The sequence below is a fragment of the Exiguobacterium sp. s34 genome, from assembly GCF_018617435.1.
GTDB lineage: Bacteria > Bacillota > Bacilli > Exiguobacteriales > Exiguobacteriaceae > Exiguobacterium > Exiguobacterium aestuarii.
On record NZ_JACSKE010000002.1, the window covers coordinates 195383 to 217237 of the forward strand.

The window sequence follows — 21855 nt, forward strand, 5'->3', positions numbered from 1 at the left end:
CTGTCAATACCTCCGTTTTCGATCGTTTAACTCCTCCATAAAGGTAACATAATTTTCGTACCTTGTTGAAGCAATTTCGCCATTTTCAACCGCTTGTTTAATGGCACATCCTGGTTCATTAACGTGGACACATCCCCGGAACTTACAATCGTCATGGCGTTCCACGAATTCGGGGAAGCACCATCTGAGCTCATCTGTCTCAAGTTCCTGAGGAAACTCTAGACTTGAAAAACCCGGTGTATCGGCAACGAGACCATCCGCCAATTGGATTAACGTCACGTGACGTGTCGTATGTTTTCCTCGTCCGAGCGATTTCGAGATTGCACCTGTCGCCAACTCGAGTTCTGGCGCGACTGCATTGAGTAACGAACTTTTCCCGACACCGGTCTGACCGGCGAAGACGCTCGTTTTTCCCTTGAATAGACTGCGCACTTCATCAACACCGTGCCCATGCTCCGTCGACGTTTCGATCACGTCATACCCAATCGCCCGATAGCGAGCAATCGCCACTTGAATCGGTTCGACTTCACCTTCATCGAGCAAGTCCATCTTCGTCAATACGATGATTGGATGAATTTGCTTCGATTCAATGAGAATGAGAAAACGGTCAAGCAAATGATAGGAAAACGCTGGTTCCTTAACTGAAAAGAGGAGGAACGCTTGATCAATATTCGCAATCGGTGGCCGAACGAGATGGTTTTGGCGCTCTTCCACTTCAAGAATATAGCCGGTCCCATCTTCTTGATCTTGAATCACCACATCGTCGCCGACGACAGGTGAGATATTGCGTTTTCGAAAATTCCCTCTTGCCCGACAACGAATCTCTTGGTTCGCCTCGGTCATCACATCATAAAACCCGCCTTGAAGACGAATGATTGTTCCTTTCATTATGACTACCTCCTTTTAAAAAAGAGGTGACGACACCGTCACCTCTTTATTGTGCCTCTTCGGCTTGCGCATATGTGACTGAATCCGTTCGAACAATCTCACCATCAACTTCAATCGTTGCTGTCCCGACTTCGTCAGGGGCAATGACTAGCGTGTACGAGTACGTTGTCGTCTCTGTGATTTGATCACGAAGTACCTCAATTTCACCACGTGCGTCAACCGTACGAATGACGACTTCGACCGCTTTCGGCTTCTTATCCTTATCCGGTTGCTCGACTTCAACACTCACTTCACGTTCAATCGAGATATCGGTCGGTTCGACGCCTTCCGATACAATCACCGTGAGCTCCGTTCCCGGGTCGACTGCCGTCCCGGCTGTCGGAAGTTGACGGATGATTTGACCTTTTGGAACACTTGTCGAAAATTCATCCTTCTTCACGATTTTCAATTTGTTCTGTTCAGCATAAATAGATGCTTCGTCGAACGTATACCCGGCAAGGTTAGATAGTTCCACTTTGTTGCTACCTGTCGACACAACGAGCGTGACCGTCACCTCTGAAGGAACGACCTCTTCACCTGGGTCAACCGATTGTGAAATTACATCCCCACTGTTTACCGTTTCAGAAGCTTCGGTTTTGATTTCAAGATCGCTGAATGCCAAGTCTTTTAGCATACGCTCAGCGGCAGTCTGTGAAAGACCTTCCACGTTCGGCATCTCGACCGTCTCTTTTCCGGCCGATACGACAATCGTCACAGTCGTGCCGCGTTTCGGTTTACGTCCTTCTTGCGGATTTTGCGAAATGACCTCACCCTCCGCAATATCATCGCTCGCACGTTCTGTCACTTCGACGACAAATCCAGAAGCCTCGAGTTCTGTCGTCGCGTCCCCGATACTCATGCCGACGACATCAGGCACGACGGCGCGCGACATTTCGTCAGCGACCACATACGCCGCAATGCTTCCCCCAATTAAGAGAATGACGAGTAATATCCAAATCCACCATTTGCGTTTCTTCTTTTTAACCGGTGCCTCATTTGGCTCCTGTTCCTTTGGTGGTGTGACCGGGGGCGGTGTCACCGGTACATCTTGTTTTTCTTCAGGCATGACCGGCGCCATGACGAGTGTTTGGTCGAACTCGTCTTGATTGGCTGAGAGACGTCTCGGCTCATTGGCACGTTCTCGGCTTAATGCGGTCATACAATCTTTCTTGAAGGCTGCGACCGATATATGACGGGCACCCGGTGATTTCGACAAGGCTTGCATGACACAATTCTCAAGCGCTTGTGGAATATTCGGATTCAAATCCATCGGCCGAATCGGGTCATCTTGCAAATGTTGAAGCGCGACTGCGACCGGCGTCTCGCCGATAAACGGTACGCGCCCCGTCAACAATTCGTACAAAACGGCACCGAGCGAGTAAATATCCGACTTTTCATCCGCGAATTTCCCGCGAGCTTGTTCAGGTGAGAAATAGTGGACAGAGCCTAGGACGGACATCGTATGCGTCAACGTCGCATTCGACATCGCAACCGCAATTCCAAAATCGGTCACCTTCACATTTCCATGCTGATCGATCATCATATTTTGTGGTTTGATGTCCCGATGAATGATTCGATTCGCATGGGCGTGATCAATCGCATCACAAATCTGTCCCATGATGCGCAACGCCTCATCGACAGATATGTATTCTTCTTGCAAATATTGTTTTAACGTCACGCCATCGACGTGTTCCATGACGATATAGTATAAATCATCTTCATCACCGACGTCGTAGATGGCGACGATATTCGGATGGTTCAGACTCGTAGCCGCGTGGGCTTCTCGCTCGAACCGACGTATAAATTGTTCGTTATGTGAGAATTCAGATCGCAACACCTTGATGGCGACGGTTCGGTTTAAAATCTCGTCATGAGCCCGGTAGACATTTGCCATGCCTCCGCTGCCGATTTGTTGTTCGATCCGATAACGATCGTTGATTCGTTCTCCGCTTCGCATCGGATTCATCCTCTCTTTCTATCTGTGAATTGAACGAGCGCGACCGTGATGTTGTCGCTCCCTCCCAATTGATTGGCTTCAGCAATGAGTTGATCTGCTTTTTGATCAGCCGATACAGCTTGTTGTAACACGTGTTGAATTGCGCCATCCGTCAGATGTGTCGTCAATCCATCCGTACAAATTAATATCACATCAAACTCAGGGTCAGCGAGCACTTGCACGTCAGGTTCGACTTGTTCGCTTGAACCGATCGCCCGGGTGATGACATTTCGTTTCGGATGAACGCGCATCTCCTCTTCTGTCAATTCACCGAGCTGTTTAAGCACGTTGACGTAAGAATGATCTTCTGTGAGACGTCTTAATTCATTTGCTTGCAAGGCATAGACACGGCTGTCACCGATATGAACGATGACCACCGTCTCTCCGTTCCAACAAACGGCTGCCACAGTCGTTCCCATCATGACGAGGTTCGACTGCTTTGCAAATTGCAACACTTGTTCATTCGCCAAGTGAATGTGATGACGGAACCATCGCTCGATATCGACCGGGGTCGACGGGAGAGACGGGAAAGCCCGTCGAAACTCCTCAATCACGATTTGACTCGCGACCTCTCCCGCTGCATGTCCACCCATCCCGTCGGCAACGAGCGCAATTCCTGAGAAGGCATCGCCTAAGATTAAAACTGCATCTTCATTTTGTGTGCGTACTTGTCCACGATCTGTTCGAAATGCTAATTCCATCTTTCTGATTACCTCGTTTCTTGTTCGCGCTCCTTCGCTCGAAGTTGCCCACAAGCAGCATCGATATCCGACCCTTGCTCGCGACGAATCGTCACGTTCACATTGCGGTCTTTGAGCACTTTTTCGAAGGCAAAGATTTGAGCTCTCGGTGTGCGTACATAATCGCGTTCCAATACGTGGTTAACCGGGATCAAGTTGACGTGACATTTGATTCCTTTCAACAAGTCAGCCAATTGATGGGCATGGTCTTCTGTATCATTGACGCCACCAAACAATCCGTATTCGAACGTGATGCGACGACCGCTCTTCTCCGTATAGTAACGGACGGCATCCATCAACTTGTCTAAGTCAAAGGCACGGTTGATTGGCATGAGACGTGTACGTAGTTCTGTCGTAGCCGCATGAAGAGAGATGGCGAAGTTAATGCGCATTCCTTCATCCGCAAACTTGTAGATTTTTGGAACGATTCCACTTGTTGATACTGTGATGTGGCGTGCTCCGATGTTGAGTCCGTGATCATGGTTGACCGTGCGCAAGAAACGCATTAACTCATCATAGTTATCAAACGGCTCACCGATTCCCATGACAACGATTGAGTCGACACGCTCACCTGTCGCGTCTAACGCACGCTGTACGTCGAGCACTTGTGCCGTGATTTCACCGGCTTCTAAGTTTCGCTTCAATCCACCGAGTGTTGAAGCACAGAACGTACAACCAATTCGACAACCGACTTGTGTCGTGACACAAATTGAGTTCCCATATTCGTGACGCATGAGAACCGTTTCAATTGAATAACCGTCTTGAAGTTCAAATAAGAATTTGATTGTACCGTCCTGTGATTCTTGTTTGACCAATTCTTTTAACGTCGTCAATTGGAATGATGCTTCTAATTGGTCACGTAGTGCCTTTGGAACGTTCGTCATATCGTCGAATGACGTGACACGTTTAACGTACATCCAATCATATAATTGTTTCGCACGGAATGATTTTTCTCCTGCTTCCACGACCCACGCTTCAAGTTCAGGGAACGTCAACGAATAAAGTGACGGTTTTGCGCCTAAAAGTGGGTTTTTTTCTACTGCTTTTGGATTCATTTTTTATACCTCTTTCTTAAATGCGGCGATATAGAAGCCGTCGGTCCCGAATGTCGTCGGTAATAGTTTTAATTCAGCACGGTCCGATGCCATGATCGGACGAACAGATTGTGGGAGACGTTCTCGTAACGTTTCGTCCCAGACCAATCCTTTTGATAACACATAGTCAGCCTGTGTCTCGTTCTCAGACGGATCAATTGTACATGTCGAGTAAACAAGCGTACCACCTGGCTTGAGCAGTGGCAATACGGCATCAATGATTTGTCGTTGAATCTTCGGTAAGTTCTCGAGCTGGGCTTTGTCTTTCGTCCATTTGATATCAGGCTTGCGACGAATAACACCGAGCCCTGAACAAGGAACGTCCAGAAGGATTCGATCAAAACTCTCTTTTTCGAACTGTTCACCTGCCAGACGAGCATCAAGGGCAAGTGCGGTCACTCCATTGATGTGAAGACGTTTGGCTTGCTGGTCAATCAATTTCGCTTTATGTGGGTGTAAATCGAGCGCTGTGAGCGATCCACTTTCCATCCGTTCAGCCGTATGCATCGCTTTCCCACCAGGGGCGGCACACGCATCTAAAATATGGTCATCTTTCGAAACGCCGAGCGCATCTGCGACAAGCATCGAGCTCTCATCTTGAACCGATAAAAGTCCTTCCTCGATGAATGGGGTCGAATGGACGTTGCCCGATTCGACAACGAGTCCATCGCTCGATAGTTCAGAGCGAGATGTCAAGACGCCCAAGTCGGCCAAGCGATTCATCATTTCGTCGACAGACGCACGTTTCCGGTTGACGCGTACCGTGACAGGAGCCGGCTCATTGTTTAATTGACAGATGGCTTCAGCCGTCTCGACACCGTACAAATCAATCCAGTCCGAAACGAGCCACTTCGGGTGACTATGCTCAATCGAGATTCTCTCCGCATCCGTCAATTCACTAAAATCAGGGAATCCTTCACGGAGAACGTTACGTAACACCCCGTTCACGAACTTACTCGTCCCGAGATGATGTCCTCGTTTTTTTGCGATTTCGACGGCTTCGTGCAAGACGGCACGATCCGGTACCTTATCAAGGTAAAAAAGTTGATATACACTCATTCGAAGAAGCGGAAGCACGAACTTGTCGAGCTTCTTCGGAGAACGGATTCGATCGTTTAAGATGTAGTCCAACGTCCCTTTCCGACTGAGTGTCCCGTAGACGAGTTCGGTATACAGACCCACATCTTTCGGGGCAACTTTTTTTTGTTTTAATACATCATTGACGGCAATCGTTGAATACGCGCCGCCTTGTTCAATTTTCATCAGCGTATCGAGCGCTGCTTCACGTACGTTCATGAGTTCCTCCTAATCGGTCACCAACACGCAACTTTTGTCCAGCTCCGCGCATGAAGGTCGCACCATCCATTCGCTTTTTACCTGCTGGTTGTAGGTCCGTCACTTTGATGGCGACATTGTTTCCGGTCGCCACGACGAACCCGTCTTCTTCTAGGCGAATGACTTCTCCCGGTTGACCTGCACCGGTCGTCTTTTCTCCCATGAACAGTTTCACCCGTTCTCCGTCAAGCGTCGAGTAGGCCGTCGGGAATGGGTTCATCCCTCGAATATGGTTATAGATGGCTTCTCCACCGATACTCCAGTCAATCTGTTCGCGCTCACGGCTAATGTTCGGCGCAAACGTCACCTCCCGCTCATCTTGAGGGACCGCTTCAATCCATCCTTCTAAGAAAGCTGGAAGTGTGCGAATGAGAAGATCACTTCCCGCTACGGCAAGTTTATCAAATAGCGTTCCGACCGTATCCATCTCTTCGATTGGGACGATTGTATTCGCAATCATGTCACCCGCGTCTAACTTGTCGACCATATACATGATCGTCACACCTGTCTCCGATTCACCATCGATGATGGCTTGATGAATCGGGGCGCCTCCCCGATATTTTGGAAGAAGTGAGGCATGGACATTGATCGCTCCGTGAGGCGGTGCCTCGAGTAATGCGGTCGGCACGATTTGTCCATACGCTGCCGTGACGATGAGGTCCGGGCGCAACTCTAAAATTCCGGCATAATCTGTTCGAACTTTCTCAGGTTGTAAGACAGGAATACCGTGACGGAGTGCACACTCTTTCACAGGCGTTGGTTTGAGTTCACGTTTTCGTCCGACCGGTTTGTCCGGTTGCGAAACGACACCTACGACATTGTATCCTTCTTCGAGCAGTCGCTCAAGTACAGATACCGCAAATGTCGGAGTTCCCATAAAGACGATTCGCTTGTCTTTTCCAGGGTTTGGAACCGCTAGCTTGTCAGTGAACAAGACCCCATCCAAATGATCCATCTCATGCTGAATCGCACGAGCGAAGAAACCGCTCGCTTGAATGGTATGCGTCCGGCCTTTCAAGTCCTGATTTTTGACGACGATCGACTCATGACGTTCCACGAATCCGAATTCTCCTGGGATGCTTAAACATCCTTCAAGACCGACCTCACGTCCAGACGTTTCAATGATTTCAGGATTGATCAAGACGAGTGGACCCGTCTCATCATCGGTATGGACGACAGCGAGTCGCTGATTCAAATTGACCTGTGGCGCCGCGACTCCGACTCCATCGTACTCATACATCGTATCAAACAAACGGTCGACCGTTTGTCGCAATTTTTTATCGAACTTCGTTACCGGTTCGCATGTCACACGTAAAATATCGTTTGGTACTTCTACTACTTTATACATGTCTCTCCACCTCACATGAATACGTATGGGTTCACATCGATACTCATTTGATATTCTTTCTTACTGATTGCTTTTGCTCTTGCTTGTTGAAGTCGTGCTAGTTCCGCGTAGAGCGTGTCAGGTTGTTTCGTTTTAATGAACACTTGATAACGATACGCGTTCTTTAATTTTGATAGCGGGGCAGGCATCGGACCGTTCAAGCGGCTATTCTCTACTTGCGCTTGTAAAAAGTCCGATGCGAACAGTTCCGCTTCCGCTTTGGCGACGAGCGGGTTCTCTGCTGAGAACGTGACGAGCGTCAAAAACCAATACGGCGGGTGGTTCCCGACTTGACGAAGACCCATCTCTTTCGCAAAGAACGTTTCATAATCATGTTCACTCGCTGTCTCAATCACGTAATGGTCCGGGTTGTACGTTTGCACGAATGCCTCACCTGGAAGTTTGCCGCGCCCCGCCCTTCCCGCCACTTGGGTGACGAGTTGGAAAGTCCGTTCGGTCGCTCGGAAGTCAGGCATCCCGAGTGTCGCATCTGCCGCGAGTACCCCGACGAGGGTGACGTTCGGGAAGTCGAGTCCTTTGGCAATCATTTGGGTGCCGAGTAAAATGTCGGCCTCTCCTTCTTCAAAGCGTCGTAACAGTTGTTCATGGGAACCTTTCCGCGACGTCGTATCTTGGTCCATGCGGATGATGCGCGCCTCTGGAATCCGGTTCAACAGCTCCGTTTCGATCTTTTGCGTCCCTGATCCGAACTGCTTGATTTTTTTGCTGTTACACGATGGACACGTCGACGGCATCCCGACTTCATAGCCACAATAATGACACTTCAATCGATCACCATACTGGTGATACGTTAAATTGACGGCACAGTGCGGACACGTCATCCCTTCCCCACAGTCCCGACACATGACAAATGTCGTAAACCCACGACGGTTCAACAGAATGACACATTGCTCTTTTTTTGCGATTCGGTCGAGAATCCCGTCGAACAATTCTTCCGAGAACATCGTCGTATTGCCTTTTGCCAGTTCGCGGCGCATATCGATAATGTGGACAGGTGGCATTTCCCCGCCGTACCGCTCTTTCAAGTGCAAATAACGATATACACCTTTTTGCGCCCGTGCGTAAGATTCGAGAGAAGGTGTCGCACTTCCCAATACGACGGGACACCCATGATAGCGAGACCGCCAAATGGCGACATCACGCGCATGATAACGTGGATTTTCTTCTTGTTTATACGTCGTCTCATGCTCTTCATCCAAGATGATGAGACCGAGACGGTCGAGCGGCGCAAAAATCGCAGAACGGGCCCCGACGACGACGTCGACTTCTTTCCGCTTGATTTTACGCCATTCATCATACTTCTCACCTTTTGAAAGAGCACTGTGTAAGACTGCGACACGTTCCCCGAAGCGACGCTTAAATCGCTTCACCATCATCGGGGTCAAACTGATTTCAGGCACGAGCAAAATGGCCTGTTTTCCTTCATCGATGACTTGTCCGATCGACTCTAAATACACTTCGGTTTTTCCGCTACCCGTCACGCCATGGACGAGTAATGTCTCTCCTGCATCCGCTTCATGAATCGCCTGGACCGCATTCGCCTGACTATCATTCAACTGCACAGATTCCTGTACTTGTTCAATCGTCGCGTAAGGGTCGCGATTCAATTCAACTTCCGTCAACCGTACCGCCCCAATGTCTTCAAGCTTTTGAAGTTGTGGGCGAGTCAATCCGATTTGACGAAGTGCCGACCAGTACATACGCGGCGTCTCTTCTAACTGCTGAATCGCTTCAAGCTGTTTTTTCGCGCGTTTCGAGACGACGGTCGCATCGAGCAGTTCGACGACGATGTCGGTTTTGACCGTTTTCTTCTCTTTCAGAACAGGGGCTAGGGTAAGCTCCCCTTTTTTAGCGAGTCCTAAAATGACAGACTGTATGTCTTTCGGATACTCCGATAAATGTGTCCCTAGACGAACACCGTCAGGCACATGCCCTTCTTTGATTTCTTTGTCATAACTGACTTTCAGCGCTGCAGGTAGCATCGCGAGAAGCGCGGAAGACCGAAAGCAAAGCGTCGTCTCTTTCACATGGATGGACAAGTCGAGCAGTTCATCAGTGAGTGACGATTCTTCATCTAATAAAGCTTCTAGTGGCTTCAATCCATCTCTCGTCCCGTCAGACGTGCCGACGACGATTCCTAACAGACGGCGTGAGCCGAAAGGAACCGAGACGCGCATCCCTGGTTCAATCAAGGATTCGAACTGTTCCGGCACTTCATAGTCAAACGGACGATCAATCGTGATCACCGGTGCATCGACATGGACGTGGGCAATCATCGGACCGCTTCCTTAAAATGTGTGAGCAGTTCGAACGCCAACTGTTTCTTCGATTGTTTCGGTAAGTTGAGCGTCGTCCCGTCTGCATGAAAGAGGACTGCTTCATTGTCGTCCGCACCGAATCCGACGTCGCTGCCGGATACATCGTTTGCGACGAGGAAATCGACGTTCTTTTTCTTCAGTTTGGCTGCGGCATGTTCTTCGAGCCGTTCTGTCTCGGCAGCAAACCCAACTAACACTTGATGAGTCTTTCGTTCACCGAGTGTTTTTAAAATGTCCGTCGTTTCTTCAAGTTCGATGGTGAGTGGTCCGTGAACTTTTTTATGTTTCTCTGCATGAACCGTTTTCGGACGATAATCCGCAACGGCCGCCGACTTCACGACGAGGTCGAGTGAATCAAAACGACTTGTCACTTCATGTAGCATCTCTTCACTCGACTTAACCGGAATCGCCGTCACACCGTCTGGAACCGGGACTTGAAGCGGACCGTGGACGAGTGTGACACGGGCACCCATATCACGTGCCACTTCTGCGAGCGCGACACCCATTTTCCCTGATGAGTCGTTCGATAAGTAACGGACCGGATCGATACGCTCTACCGTCGGACCAGCTGTAATCAATACTTCTTTTCCGAGGTATAGTTTCGGGACGAACTGGCTTTCGATGATGCGTACCAAATCTTCTGGTTCTGGTAGGCGTCCACCACCAATCCAACCACATGCCAAGTTGCCGACGCCCGGTTCGATCAACTGGTAGCCGTATGATTTCAACGTCTCGATATTCCGCTGTGTGGCAGGATGTTCGAGCATATTCACGTTCATCGCCGGTGAGACGATGACCGGGCACTTCGCCGCAAGAATCGACGTCGTGATAAAGTCATCTGCAATCCCGTTCGCCAGTTTTGCAATCATGTTTGCTGTCGCAGGAGCAACGACGATCAAATCACTCGAGTCGACGACATCGATATGCGCAATCTTTGTCGGGTCGTGCTCTTCGAACACATCGGTATAGACCGGGTTTCGACTGAGCGCCTGGAAGGTCGCCTGACCCACGAATTGTTCTGCCGATTTCGTCATCGCGACACGAACATTCGCTCCGGCTTGAACCAATTTCGATGTGAGCGCACACGCCTTATAGGCGGCGATGCCACCACTCACACATAACAAAATAGTACGATCCTTCACCATTCCCAAACTCCCCCTTATAGACAATGAGACCCAAGTCGCAAACGACTTGGGTCACACTTCATCCGTTGTTTTTTTCGTTCACGATGATTGTCGTATCACCCGAAAATAGTTCTTCTAACGCTTGACCGACCGGCTTATATGATTTTGGCTCGGCGACTTTCGGTGCTTTTCCATCTTGAATCTGACGCGCCCGTTTCGCAGCGACCGTAACGATCGTATATTTTGACGGGATAGTACGTTGTAAGGCATCAATCGAAGGGTATAACATTAAATGACCTCCATCATGGCTTTTTTATAGAGTGACGCAACACGTTCACGTTTACAATGCTCAGCTGTCACGATCGCTTTAATTCGATCGATGGCTTTGTCGACCTCGTCGTTCGTGACGACGTAATCATAGGCGTCCATCAACTCGATTTCTTCACGCGCGACGAGCAGGCGTTGCTTAATGACTTCTTCTGACTCCGTGCCTCGTCCGATTAGACGATTGCGAAGTTCTTGAAGACTTGGTGGTGCCAAGAATAAAAAGACGGCTTCCGGGAGAAGTTCCTTCACTTGGAACGCCCCTTGCACCTCAATTTCAAGAATGACATCTTGGCCGCTTTCGAGCGTTTCACGCACCCACTCTACAGGCGTCCCGTAATAGTTGCCGACGAACTCGGCGTGTTCGAGCAATTCTTTTTGTTCGATCATGCGTTCGAACTCTTCTCTCGATTTGAAGAAGTAATGTACTCCCTCGACTTCCCCTTCACGTGGCTTTCGAGTCGTTGCCGACACCGAATATTGAAGGTTATTGTCCTCTTCCTCGCGAAGAGCACGACAAACGGTCCCTTTTCCGACACCGCTCGGTCCAGACAAAACGATTAATAATCCTCGTTCTTTAAAATTCACTGCAAGCCCTCCATCTTCTAACATCACATTTAATTATAATAGCAGTCAATCAATTGTCCCGGCAAGAAGAAGTTCGGATTTCCTACTCCATCGTACCATATTTTCTGTTTTTCTGATAACGTAGAGACAGAAAATGAACAAAGGTGATGAGATCATTGGCTTATGATGGATTAATGACATATCGTGTCGTACAAGAATTACAATCGCTCGTCGGAGGGCGAATCAACAAAGTACATCAACCGTATTCTCTCGATTTGATGCTCCAGATTCGTTCGAACCGACAGAACGCGCAACTACTCATATCAGCAAACGCGATGTATGCCCGTCTTCAGCTGACGGATACACCGATTAAAAACCCACAAGAACCCCCGATGTTCTGCATGATGTTACGGAAACATGTAGAAGGCGGATTTATCACGGCGGTCGAACAAATTGGACGTGACCGCGTCATCGTCATCTCTGTCCGCTCTCGAAATGAGCTCGGCGACGAAGAATCAAAAAAAGTTTACATTGAACTGATGGGACGTCACTCAAACGTCGTCCTAACGACAGAGGACGGGAAAATCTTAGATGCAATCAAACATCTCCCGCCTTCGCAAAACACCTATCGGACGATCATGCCGGGAAGTGAATACCTCCTCCCACCTGAACAACATAAGTTCGATCCGTTGTCTGATTTGACGGAAGGACTGAAGCGAATCGATTGGAATGCCGGTAAACTCGACAAACAGATTGTCGCCACGTTCGCCGGTGTCAGCCCTCAAATCGCCCAGGAAGTCGTTCATCTTGCGAAGATGCCTAACCGCGACTCGGTTCAGCAAGCGTTCGAGAATGTACTACGTCAACTCGAGGGACCTTACGTCTTTCAACAACTCGCGAATGGTAAAGAGCGTTTCGCTCCGATTGTATTAACGGCCGGAGACATCGTCTCCGAGGAAACATATGCATCGAGTCAAGAAGTGCTCGACCGTTTCTTCTATGAAAAAGCAAACCGCGATCGTGTCAGACAGCAAGCTCACGATGTCGAACGTCTCTTAAAATCAGAACTCGAGAAAAATCAATTGAAGCGTCGCCGTCTCTTAGAAGACTTAAAAGCGACAGAACGAGCAGACGAATTACAAAAGTTCGGTGAGTTATTGACGACCTATTTGTTCCAACTTGAGAAAGGAATGCGTGTCGCAGAAGTCGTCGATTACTATGACGAAGACGGTGCGACCATCTCGATTCCGCTCGACCCGCTCAAAACACCAAACGAGAATGCACAGCAATACTATAAGAAATACAACAAGCTAAAAGTTGCGAAAGTCGAAGTGAAGAAGCAACTCGAATTAAACGACGCGGAGATCGAATATTTGGAAACACTCACCGCTCAGCTCGATGTTGCTTCGCCTTCCGACTTGCTCGAAATTCGGGAAGAGCTCGCCGAAGAAGGATATATCCGTCAAAAACGTCAAAAGAAAAAAGCGAATCCGAAAATTTCGCTTGAAGCGTACACGTCTTCGACCGGAACGGACTTCTTTGTCGGCAAAAACAATACACAAAACGATCATTTGACGTTCAAGTTCGCCCGTCGTGACGAGATTTGGCTTCACGTCAAAGATATCCCCGGCTCTCATGTCATCATTCGTTCGACGGAACCGGATGAAACGACGCTTCTCGAAGCCGCATCGGTCGCTGCTTACTTCTCGAAAGCACGCGCATCGAGCGGTGTGCCCGTCGATTATACACGCGCCCGCTACGTGAAAAAACCGAGCGGCGCCAAACCTGGCTTTGTCATCTATACGGATCAACAGACCGTCTACGTGACGCCAGATGAACAATTGATGAAGTCGTTGAAACAGTCGTAATCGAAACCTCGCCGTGTTCTCATGGCGAGGTTTCATCTAAATATTGGGAAAGATAAAAATCGCACTCGGCTTTCTTGCGCCCACGCTTTCCGAAGGCAAGGCAAACAAAACCATTCTGCAAAAAAGTCAGGCCCGCCATTTCTTGATGGCGGGCCTTTATAGCTTGTTCACGCTTTTGGATCATGCTTAAACGCTTCGAGCTGTTCATGATAATCGAGCAAGTGCCCGTGTAAAATTTCTGAAACGGATAAATCTTCATGCGGTAGTCTAAACAGTGAATATGGTTTATCGCACGTATAGAGAATATCATGATGGTGCGCGAGCAAATATAAGAACTCCGATTCGAACGCCTGACGTTCTTCCTCACTCATCAGCAGGAAGGCTTCACGGTGCTCGGCCAGACTTTCTAACAATAAGACGAGCTTGTCTTCTAGATGAATCAGTAATCGATATTGCTTGATTGTCATATACTTCAACTTCACGTTCGTCACTTTCATATCCTCTTGAAGCATCATGTGGAGTTCCTGATGGCCGAGAATACGAGCACGCGTCTCTAATAGCTCCGCCGGGGAGCCAACGAGTTCACGCCAATGATGGAACAAGTAAGATGAGGTCTTTCTAACTTCATTCAATAATCGATCTTCATAACGTGGTGGCAAGAACGCGTAGTTCACACCGAGTGAGACAAATACACCGACCGCCGTCAATAAAGAACGCGTCCATGCATAATGAAAGAAATCCGATGTCGGGTTCTCTAGCATCATGACGATGGCGAACGCCGCGTATGTCGACATGTGTGTCTTATCGAACGTCGTATTGAGCGTGAGCGAAACGATGACCGCCAACCCGATCGAAATGGGATTGACACCGAACAAATAGACGATGAACAGTCCACACATGAGCCCGAGGACCGTTCCAAATATTCGACTGAATACAATTTTAGACGAACGCTTGACGGTCGGTTGCATCGCCACGACGGCTGCAATCGCACCCATTCCGGAATAAATTCCAAATACATACCACGAGATTGCGACGGTAATCGATACGGCAATTCCCGTCTTTAACGTACGAAGCCCGATTTTCGGGATGTAGCGTTTTCTGTTCATTTCAGCTCGACCTTCCCTGTCTCAGAAATCAACTCAACGACGGGTCGATTCGATGTCGACAACTGATAGACACCTGGCTCAACTTCGTCGTAACGGTCGCTACTTGAAATTTTTCCGGCCGTCGTCACGTTCACTTGCCCAGTCGCATGTTTTGGTGCATAACTGAGCGTTCCCGCTTCCGTTTGAACGGTCATCGCCTGATTCACGACGACATCCTTGACGGTCGCATGGCGATAGGAACGAATATCTCCCGTTACGAGACGTGCTGATTCGATTGTCGCATCGCTTTTCGTCTCAATTCGGAGGCGATCACTGTCGATTTGTTTCAAATTGACCGCGTTCGCATCCATCACGATCGTTTTCACATTCAGTCCTTGCCCGGTCACTTGTTCAGCCCCTAAATGGACCGAAGTCATCGAGCTAGGCAAGGCGACACGTAGCTTATAGCGTGACGGTTCTTCACTGGCACGACTGCCGAAGTAACTGAACCATCCATACCGTTCGACGACATAGATCGTATCGCCGACCGATTTGACTTTAATCCGTCGTTCTTTCGAATTGGTCTGTACCACTTCGATTTGTACTTTTTCATTCGGACTACGCACAAACTCGACGTTCCCATGATACGTCTCGAGTCGTAACTTTTTCATTTGGTATCGATCTTCATACTGATCTCCCAACGCCAACAGATGGCTGAATACGAATAAATTCACGAGAAAGAGCGTTGGGATGACCGTCAAGACGAGACCAAAGGCGATTTTACGATGTTTCGGAATTGCCCGAAACCGTGCCCTCCATGTTTTTTCCTTGCTTCTTGAATACGCCATATGCCTCTCCTTCTTGGTTCACTTTCATCAGTTTACCATGAAGTATGACATATGCCGAATTGAAAAAGAATCCGCCCGAAGGTGGATTCTTACGATGTGACAAGGTCGCTCCAGGCGCGAGGATCCTGCTGCCACTCACGAAGAGAAAGAATTTCTGATTCGTTCAAGATTCCGGTCGACTGCGCAACATCGATCAGTTCGAGGAATGTCGTCAATGAAGCAGCTTCGAGATGTGAGTCCGCTAGATTCTTCTCTAAAATCGGCAATCCGTAAGAGAAGATGGCTTGAATACCGACGACCTCACCGTCCGCCTCACGAATCGCCTGCGCCGCCTCGATACTCGACATACCGGTCGACAATAAATCCTCGATGACAAGGACACGTGCCCCGCTGTCGAGTCTCCCCTCGATTTGATTTCCTTTCCCGTGTCCTTTTGCACTCGAACGAACGTAAATGAACGGAAGCCCGAGACGGTCGGCAAGCAAAGCTCCATGTGGGATACCGGCTGTGGCCGTTCCCGCGATCACATCGATTTCTGTTGACTCGACTGCATCGACCAACCCATCGATGATTCTGTTACGGATGTCGGGATAACTGAGCGTCAATCGGTTGTCACAATAGATTGGACTCTTCAATCCGCTCGACCATGTATATGGCTCCGTCGGTGATAATGTGACGGCCTCAATTTGTAATAATGCTTCAGCGATTTGTTTCATATGTTTGTCCCCATTCCCTCATAAATTGTTCATACATGGCCATCGGATCATTTGCGCGTGTAATCGGGCGACCGACGACAATCGAGTGGACACCAATCATTCTCGCTTCACGCGGCGTCGCAACACGCACTTGGTCGTCATCGGATTGACCGAGTCGGATTCCAGGTGTGACCGTCATAAACGTGTCACCGAGTTCCTCATGAATCCATTTCGCTTCTCGGACAGATGCGACGACCCCGTCAAGTCCTGCCTGTTTGGCGAGCGTCGCCTGACGGATGACGGCTTGGTCGAGTCGACCCGCGATTCCGAGCTCCGTCTGCATCATGTGTTCATCCGTAGACGTCAACTGTGTGACACCAATCAATCGAGTCGTGTCATTCTCTTGACGAAGACCGTCCAATGCATAGCGCATCATCTTCTCACCGCCTAGCGTATGAACATTCGTCATCGTGACCCCAAGCTTTCCGATTTGACGCATCGTCCGTCGTGCCGTCTCCGGGATATCGTGTACTTTCACATCGAGAAAGACCGGATAGCCGAGATCGACCAATTCTTCGACAAAGCGTCCGCCTTCTCGATAAAATAGTTCCATCCCCACTTTGACAGCCGGACGGACTGGGAACGGTTTTAATAACTGAAGTGCCTCATCACGCGTTTCCACGTCAAGGGCGAGATACAAGTTGTGCATATGCTTTCCCCCTCACATCCAGAATGTGGTCAATCCCAAGTGAATCAAGTCGTGACGGTAATGCCTCGATAATTTCTTGGCAAACGTATGGATTTTCAAAATTCGCGGTACCGACTGCAACAGCAGAAGCCCCCGCATAGATGAATTCGAGAACGTCATCGACTGTCCGGACTCCCCCCATGGCGATGATTGGAATATCGACCGCTTGTGCGACTTCGTATACCATCCGAACCGCCACCGGTTTAATCGCTGGACCCGACAATCCTCCGATTCGGTTCGCCAAAATCGGTTGACCTGTCTGGATATCGATTCTCATCCCGACGAGTGTATTGATCATCGTCAACCCATCCGCACCAGCTGCTTCGACCGCGCGTGCCATGTCAGTGATGGACGTGACGTTCGGGGACAGCTTGACATAGACCGGCTTACTTGAAGCCGCTTTGACGAGTCTAGTCAATTCTGCTGCCATCTCAGGATCTGTTCCGAATTGCATGCCCCCACACTTCACGTTCGGGCATGAAATGTTCAACTCGATCGCTTTGATGGTCGGGTCCGCGCTAATGCGACGCGCGACTTCCACATATTCGTCTGGTGTCGACCCGGCGACGTTGGCGATGATCTCTGTATCAAACGTGGAGAGGAACGGTAATTTCTCTTCGATGATCGCATCGACGCCTGGATTTTGAAGTCCAATCGCATTGAGCATCCCTTGCGCCGTCTCCGCGACACGTGGCGTCGGATTTCCAAATCGCGACTCTTCTGTCGCCGCCTTGATCATAATGCCACCTAAGATGGAGAGGTCATACAGTTTGGCGAACTCCTCTCCGAATCCGAAACAACCGGAAGCCGGGATGATCGGATTCTTTAACTGGAGTCCTGGTAAATCGACGTGTAATCTCATAACAGCACCTCTTCCGCATTGAATACCGGACCATCACTACACACTTTCACGTAGCCTTCCGGTGCTTTGCAGACGCAAGCGAAGCAAGCGCCAATGCCACAACCCATTCGATTTTCAATCGAGACGTACCGCTCCGGAATCGGTGAAGCAGCGACCGCCTTCAACATCGCTTCTGGACCACAGCTGAATAACACGTCCGCCTCGATGCGTGCGAGTGGTCCCGTCACAAATCCGCGTTCTCCGTAGCTCCCGTCAACTGTTGTGATAATCGTTTCCCCAAGCGCTTGAAAGGCTTCTTCATAAAAGACGCTTTCTTTTGAATCAAACCCAAGAATCGCAATCGTTTCAATTCCCATTTCATGTAGACGACGTCTGACGTAATAAAGTGGAGGTACTCCAATTCCGCCACCGACGAGGACGACTCGTTTTCCATGTTGTTTGAGCGGAAAGCCGTTCCCGAGAGGCCCGAGAACATCGAGCGTTTCCCCGACGCGCTTTCTTGCCAACTCGGAAGTGCCTTCTCCAATCACTTTGTATAAAAATGTGACCTCGTCTCCTTCGACGTTCGCCACCGATAACGGTCGACGTAACAAACCGGACGTCTTGATGTGAAAGAACGTCCCAGGGGCGACTTCCACCCCAGGACACTGTACTTTCATCTCCATCGTCGCTTTTGCGATTTGACGATTGCTGATGATTGTGACGTCACGTCTCATACCATCACCCCGAACTTAGTGAATGCCGGGATGCTGACCGTTTGGAACGACAGGCTTTCGATGACTTGTAGCAACGCTTCAACCGTATCGAGCGATGTGAGGCAAAGCGTGCCTTGCTCGGCGGCCGTACGGCGAATCAAGAAGCCATCTTTTGTCACGAGTGCGTCGCGACTCGTCGTATTGATGATCAAGTCGACTTCCCCGCGCTCGATCACGCTCAGCATCGTCTCACCCGATTCTTGAATTTTCCCAACCCGTCTGACACGCATCTGTTCCGCTTCTAGCGTATCTGCTGTACCGCTCGTCGCCATAAGACGGAAGCCGAGACGGTCAAATCGTTTGGCTAAGGCAACCGCCTCTTCCTTGTCGTGGTCTGCGATGGTCATCAGGACGTTTCCTTTTAAAGCGATGTTCATTCCTGCTGCGACAAGACCTTTATAGAGTGCTTTTTCAAGTGTGCGGTCTGTCGCCATGACCTCCCCGGTCGACTTCATCTCAGGTCCGAGCGACGGATCGACTTCTTTTAATTTCGCAAACGAGAAGACCGGCACTTTGACCGAGATACTGTCTGACTCAGGATGGATGCCCGTTCCGAGACCGAGTTCTTTCAGGCTCGTGCCAAGGATCGTTTGCGTCGCAATTCGCGCGACCGGTAAGCCTGTCACTTTCGAGATGAACGGGACCGTCCGACTCGCACGCGGATTTACTTCGATGACGTACAAGTCATCTGCATAGACGAACTGGATGTTGAGCAGTCCCTTGATGCGGAATGCCTTCGCCAATTTGATTGTGTAGTCGACAACCTTTTGTTTCAACGCATCACTGAGACGTTGCGGTGGATATACTGCGATTGAGTCGCCAGAGTGTACGCCGGCACGCTCGATATGCTCCATGATGCCTGGGATATAGACGTCCGTCCCGTCACAGATCGCGTCGACTTCAATCTCAATCCCCGTCAAATAGCGGTCGATGAGGACTGGACGATCTTTTGAGGCGATGACGGCATTTCGCATGTACCGCTCGAGCTCCGACTGCTCATATACGATCTCCATCGCCCGTCCGCCAAGGACGTAAGATGGTCGGACGAGCACCGGATATCCAAGATCGTTCGCGCAGGCTACTGCTTCTTCGACGTTCGTCGCTGTCTTGCCTGGTGGTTGAGCCAATCGTTCGGCAGACAACGTAGCTTCGAACGCCTTTCGGTCTTCAGCCCGATCGATGTCTTCTAGCGTCGTCCCGAGAATTTTCACACCGTTCGCCTCAAGCGATGCCGCTAAGTTGATGGCAGTCTGTCCACCAAATTGAACGATGACGCCGAGCGGCTTTTCGTTATCGATGACTTCTAACACATCTTCTGTCGTCAACGGCTCGAAGTACAATCGATCGGAGATCGAAAAGTCTGTCGAGACCGTCTCTGGGTTGTTGTTAATGATGATGGCTTCATATCCGGCGTCGCGAATCGTCTGAATCGAATGGACGGTCGCATAGTCGAACTCGACTCCTTGACCGATTCGAATCGGACCTGATCCGAGGACGAGGATCGATGGACGTTCCGTCTTCACCGCCTCGTTCTCCACTTCATACGTCCCGTAGAAATATGGCGTCTCCGATGCGAACTCCGCCGCACACGTATCGACCATCTTATACACCGGTCGAATGTTCCATCCGTGACGCTGCGAACGAATCGTCTCAACGTCTGATGCAAGGATGCGGGCAATCGCCACATCACTGAAGCCAAGTCGCTTCACGTCGAGTAAACGTTCTGACGTCAACGGTTCGTTAGCGAGTTGTTGCTCGGCTTGCCAAATATGATTCAATTTGTGTAAGTAGAAACGATCGATTTTCGTCAATTGGTGAAGTGCTTCCACCGTGTATCCGCGACGTAGCGCTTCATATACCATAAACAAGCGCTCGTCTGTCGGATGAACGAGCCCGTGCTCGAGCTGATCTGTATTCAATTGCTCAAGTTGCGGAACGTATAATTCTTCCATCCCGAGTTCGAGCGAACGCACTGCTTTCAACAATGCCTCTTCTAAATTTCGACCGATGGCCATGACCTCACCCGTTGCTTTCATTTGTGTGCCTAAGCGGCGATCCGCGGACTCAAACTTATCGAAAGCGAAACGAGGAATTTTGGCGACGACATAGTCAAGTGCCGGTTCGAATGAGGCGTAACTCGTCTCGGTGACCGGGTTTTTCAGTTCTGACAACTTATAGCCGACAGCGACTTTTGCAGCGAGTTTGGCGATCGGATAACCAGTCGCTTTTGATGCGAGTGCCGAGCTTCTTGAGACACGTGGGTTCACTTCGATGACGTAATATGTGAAGCTGTCCGGGTCGAGTGCGAACTGGATGTTGCATCCCCCTTCAATCCCGAGTGCCCGGATGATATCGAGCGAGACACTACGAAGCATCTGGTAATCCCGGTCCGACAACGTCTGGGTCGGTGCGAATACGATCGAGTCTCCCGTATGGACACCGACCGGGTCAAAGTTTTCCATCGCACAGACGATGATGGCTTGGTCGCTCGAGTCACGCATGACCTCAAACTCGACTTCTTTCATCCCAGCAATCGATTTCTCGAGCAAGACTTGTGTCACTGGACTCGCTTTTAATCCAGATTCGACGATTTGCTCGAACGATTCTCGGTCATGGGCAATCCCTCCACCGGTACCGCCAAGCGTGTAGGCAGGTCGAATAATGATTGGATATCCAATGCGCTCCGCGAAGCCCCAAGCGGATTCAAGCGTATGGACGATTTCACTTTCAGGTACGCCATGTCCGAGTTCGAACATGAGGTTACGGAACTGTTCACGGTCTTCAGCTTGTACGATGGCGGCTAGGTTCGTCCCGAGTAATTCCACACCACAGTCTCGTAAGACCCCTCGCTTATCGAGTTCAAACGCCAAGTTCAATCCCGTCTGTCCACCGAGTGTCGCGAGTAACGCATCAGGGCGTTCTTGGCGGATAATCCGCTCCACAAATTCTGGTTCGAGTGGTTCGATATAGACACGGTCCGCTGTCGTCGGATCCGTCATAATCGTTGCCGGGTTCGAGTTGACGAGAATGACCTCGTAGCCTTCTTCTTTCAAGGCGAGACATGCCTGTGTACCAGCATAATCAAATTCTGCTGCTTGTCCGATCACAATCGGTCCTGATCCGATTACAAGGATTTTCTGAATATCTGGTCGTTTTGGCAT

Annotated in this window: 18 protein-coding genes; 1 reads left to right on the forward strand and 17 read right to left on the reverse strand. The window is 49.8% G+C overall.

What is annotated here, in order from left to right; translation table 11 throughout:
- Nucleotides 1-3: 3 nt before the first annotated feature.
- From rsgA to gmk, 10 genes are read right to left on the reverse strand one after another with little or no spacing between them, the layout of a single operon-like run.
- Entirely contained in the window at nucleotides 4-891 is an 888-nt protein-coding gene (gene rsgA / locus KNO87_RS04655; RefSeq protein WP_214794575.1) for a ribosome small subunit-dependent GTPase A, read from the reverse strand.
- Between the two features lie 43 nt (nucleotides 892-934).
- Nucleotides 935-2884: a Stk1 family PASTA domain-containing Ser/Thr kinase gene (pknB, locus tag KNO87_RS04660; protein WP_214794137.1), complete on the reverse strand. Its 1950-nt coding sequence runs from the start codon at nucleotides 2882-2884 to the stop codon at nucleotides 935-937.
- A gap of 5 nt (nucleotides 2885-2889) precedes the next feature.
- Nucleotides 2890-3624: a Stp1/IreP family PP2C-type Ser/Thr phosphatase gene (locus KNO87_RS04665; RefSeq protein ID WP_214788920.1), complete on the reverse strand. Its 735-nt coding sequence runs from the start codon at nucleotides 3622-3624 to the stop codon at nucleotides 2890-2892.
- A gap of 8 nt (nucleotides 3625-3632) precedes the next feature.
- Nucleotides 3633-4718 carry a dual-specificity RNA methyltransferase RlmN gene (gene rlmN / locus KNO87_RS04670; protein ID WP_214794140.1) on the reverse strand — a complete coding sequence of 362 codons (1086 nt, stop codon included), beginning with the start codon at nucleotides 4716-4718 and terminating at the stop codon, nucleotides 3633-3635.
- A gap of 3 nt (nucleotides 4719-4721) precedes the next feature.
- Nucleotides 4722-6053, reverse strand: coding sequence for a 16S rRNA (cytosine(967)-C(5))-methyltransferase RsmB (gene rsmB, locus KNO87_RS04675; RefSeq protein WP_214794143.1), 1332 nt, complete (start codon nucleotides 6051-6053; stop codon nucleotides 4722-4724).
- Nucleotides 6040-7440: a methionyl-tRNA formyltransferase gene (gene fmt / locus KNO87_RS04680; protein WP_214788929.1), complete on the reverse strand. Its 1401-nt coding sequence runs from the start codon at nucleotides 7438-7440 to the stop codon at nucleotides 6040-6042. Before fmt ends, rsmB begins: the two co-directional genes overlap by 14 nt.
- An 11-nt stretch (nucleotides 7441-7451) precedes the next feature.
- A complete protein-coding gene (gene priA / locus KNO87_RS04685) occupies nucleotides 7452-9776 on the reverse strand; it encodes a primosomal protein N' (protein WP_214794146.1) in 2325 nt (774 codons plus the stop codon).
- Complete coding sequence (gene coaBC, locus KNO87_RS04690) at nucleotides 9773-10963, reverse strand: bifunctional phosphopantothenoylcysteine decarboxylase/phosphopantothenate--cysteine ligase CoaBC (RefSeq protein ID WP_214794149.1); 1191 nt, start codon at nucleotides 10961-10963, stop codon at nucleotides 9773-9775. Before coaBC ends, priA begins: the two co-directional genes overlap by 4 nt.
- Nucleotides 10964-11021: 58 nt before the next feature.
- Complete coding sequence (gene rpoZ, locus KNO87_RS04695) at nucleotides 11022-11231, reverse strand: DNA-directed RNA polymerase subunit omega (protein WP_015881337.1); 210 nt, start codon at nucleotides 11229-11231, stop codon at nucleotides 11022-11024.
- Nucleotides 11231-11878, reverse strand: a complete 648-nt coding sequence (gene gmk, locus KNO87_RS04700; RefSeq protein WP_031421596.1) for a guanylate kinase — start codon at nucleotides 11876-11878, stop codon at nucleotides 11231-11233. The genes rpoZ and gmk overlap by 1 nt, the downstream gene beginning before the upstream one ends.
- A gap of 131 nt (nucleotides 11879-12009) precedes the next feature.
- Here gmk and KNO87_RS04705 point away from each other — a divergent pair, with 131 nt between their 5' ends.
- Entirely contained in the window at nucleotides 12010-13701 is a 1692-nt protein-coding gene (locus KNO87_RS04705; RefSeq protein WP_214794152.1) for an Rqc2 family fibronectin-binding protein, read from the forward strand.
- A 167-nt stretch (nucleotides 13702-13868) separates the two neighbouring features.
- Here KNO87_RS04705 and KNO87_RS04710 read toward each other — a convergent pair whose 3' ends face one another.
- The 7 genes from KNO87_RS04710 to carB all read right to left on the reverse strand — a co-directional run bounded on the left by KNO87_RS04710 (nucleotide 13869) and on the right by carB (nucleotide 21855).
- On the reverse strand, nucleotides 13869-14807 hold the full coding sequence (locus KNO87_RS04710; RefSeq protein WP_214794155.1) for an FUSC family protein: 939 nt from the start codon (nucleotides 14805-14807) through the stop codon (nucleotides 13869-13871).
- Complete coding sequence (locus tag KNO87_RS04715; RefSeq protein ID WP_214788944.1) at nucleotides 14804-15634, reverse strand: hypothetical protein; 831 nt, start codon at nucleotides 15632-15634, stop codon at nucleotides 14804-14806. The genes KNO87_RS04710 and KNO87_RS04715 overlap by 4 nt, the downstream gene beginning before the upstream one ends.
- 89 nt (nucleotides 15635-15723) lie before the next feature.
- Nucleotides 15724-16350 (reverse strand): orotate phosphoribosyltransferase, encoded by a 627-nt coding sequence (gene pyrE / locus KNO87_RS04720; RefSeq protein ID WP_214794158.1) that lies wholly within the window; start codon nucleotides 16348-16350, stop codon nucleotides 15724-15726.
- On the reverse strand, nucleotides 16334-17038 hold the full coding sequence (pyrF, locus tag KNO87_RS04725; RefSeq protein WP_214788951.1) for an orotidine-5'-phosphate decarboxylase: 705 nt from the start codon (nucleotides 17036-17038) through the stop codon (nucleotides 16334-16336). The genes pyrE and pyrF overlap by 17 nt, the downstream gene beginning before the upstream one ends.
- A complete protein-coding gene (locus tag KNO87_RS04730; RefSeq protein ID WP_214788954.1) occupies nucleotides 17013-17939 on the reverse strand; it encodes a dihydroorotate dehydrogenase in 927 nt (308 codons plus the stop codon). The genes pyrF and KNO87_RS04730 overlap by 26 nt, the downstream gene beginning before the upstream one ends.
- Nucleotides 17936-18655 carry a dihydroorotate dehydrogenase electron transfer subunit gene (locus KNO87_RS04735; protein ID WP_214788958.1) on the reverse strand — a complete coding sequence of 240 codons (720 nt, stop codon included), beginning with the start codon at nucleotides 18653-18655 and terminating at the stop codon, nucleotides 17936-17938. Before KNO87_RS04735 ends, KNO87_RS04730 begins: the two co-directional genes overlap by 4 nt.
- Entirely contained in the window at nucleotides 18652-21855 is a 3204-nt protein-coding gene (carB, locus tag KNO87_RS04740) for a carbamoyl-phosphate synthase large subunit (protein ID WP_214794161.1), read from the reverse strand. The genes KNO87_RS04735 and carB overlap by 4 nt, the downstream gene beginning before the upstream one ends.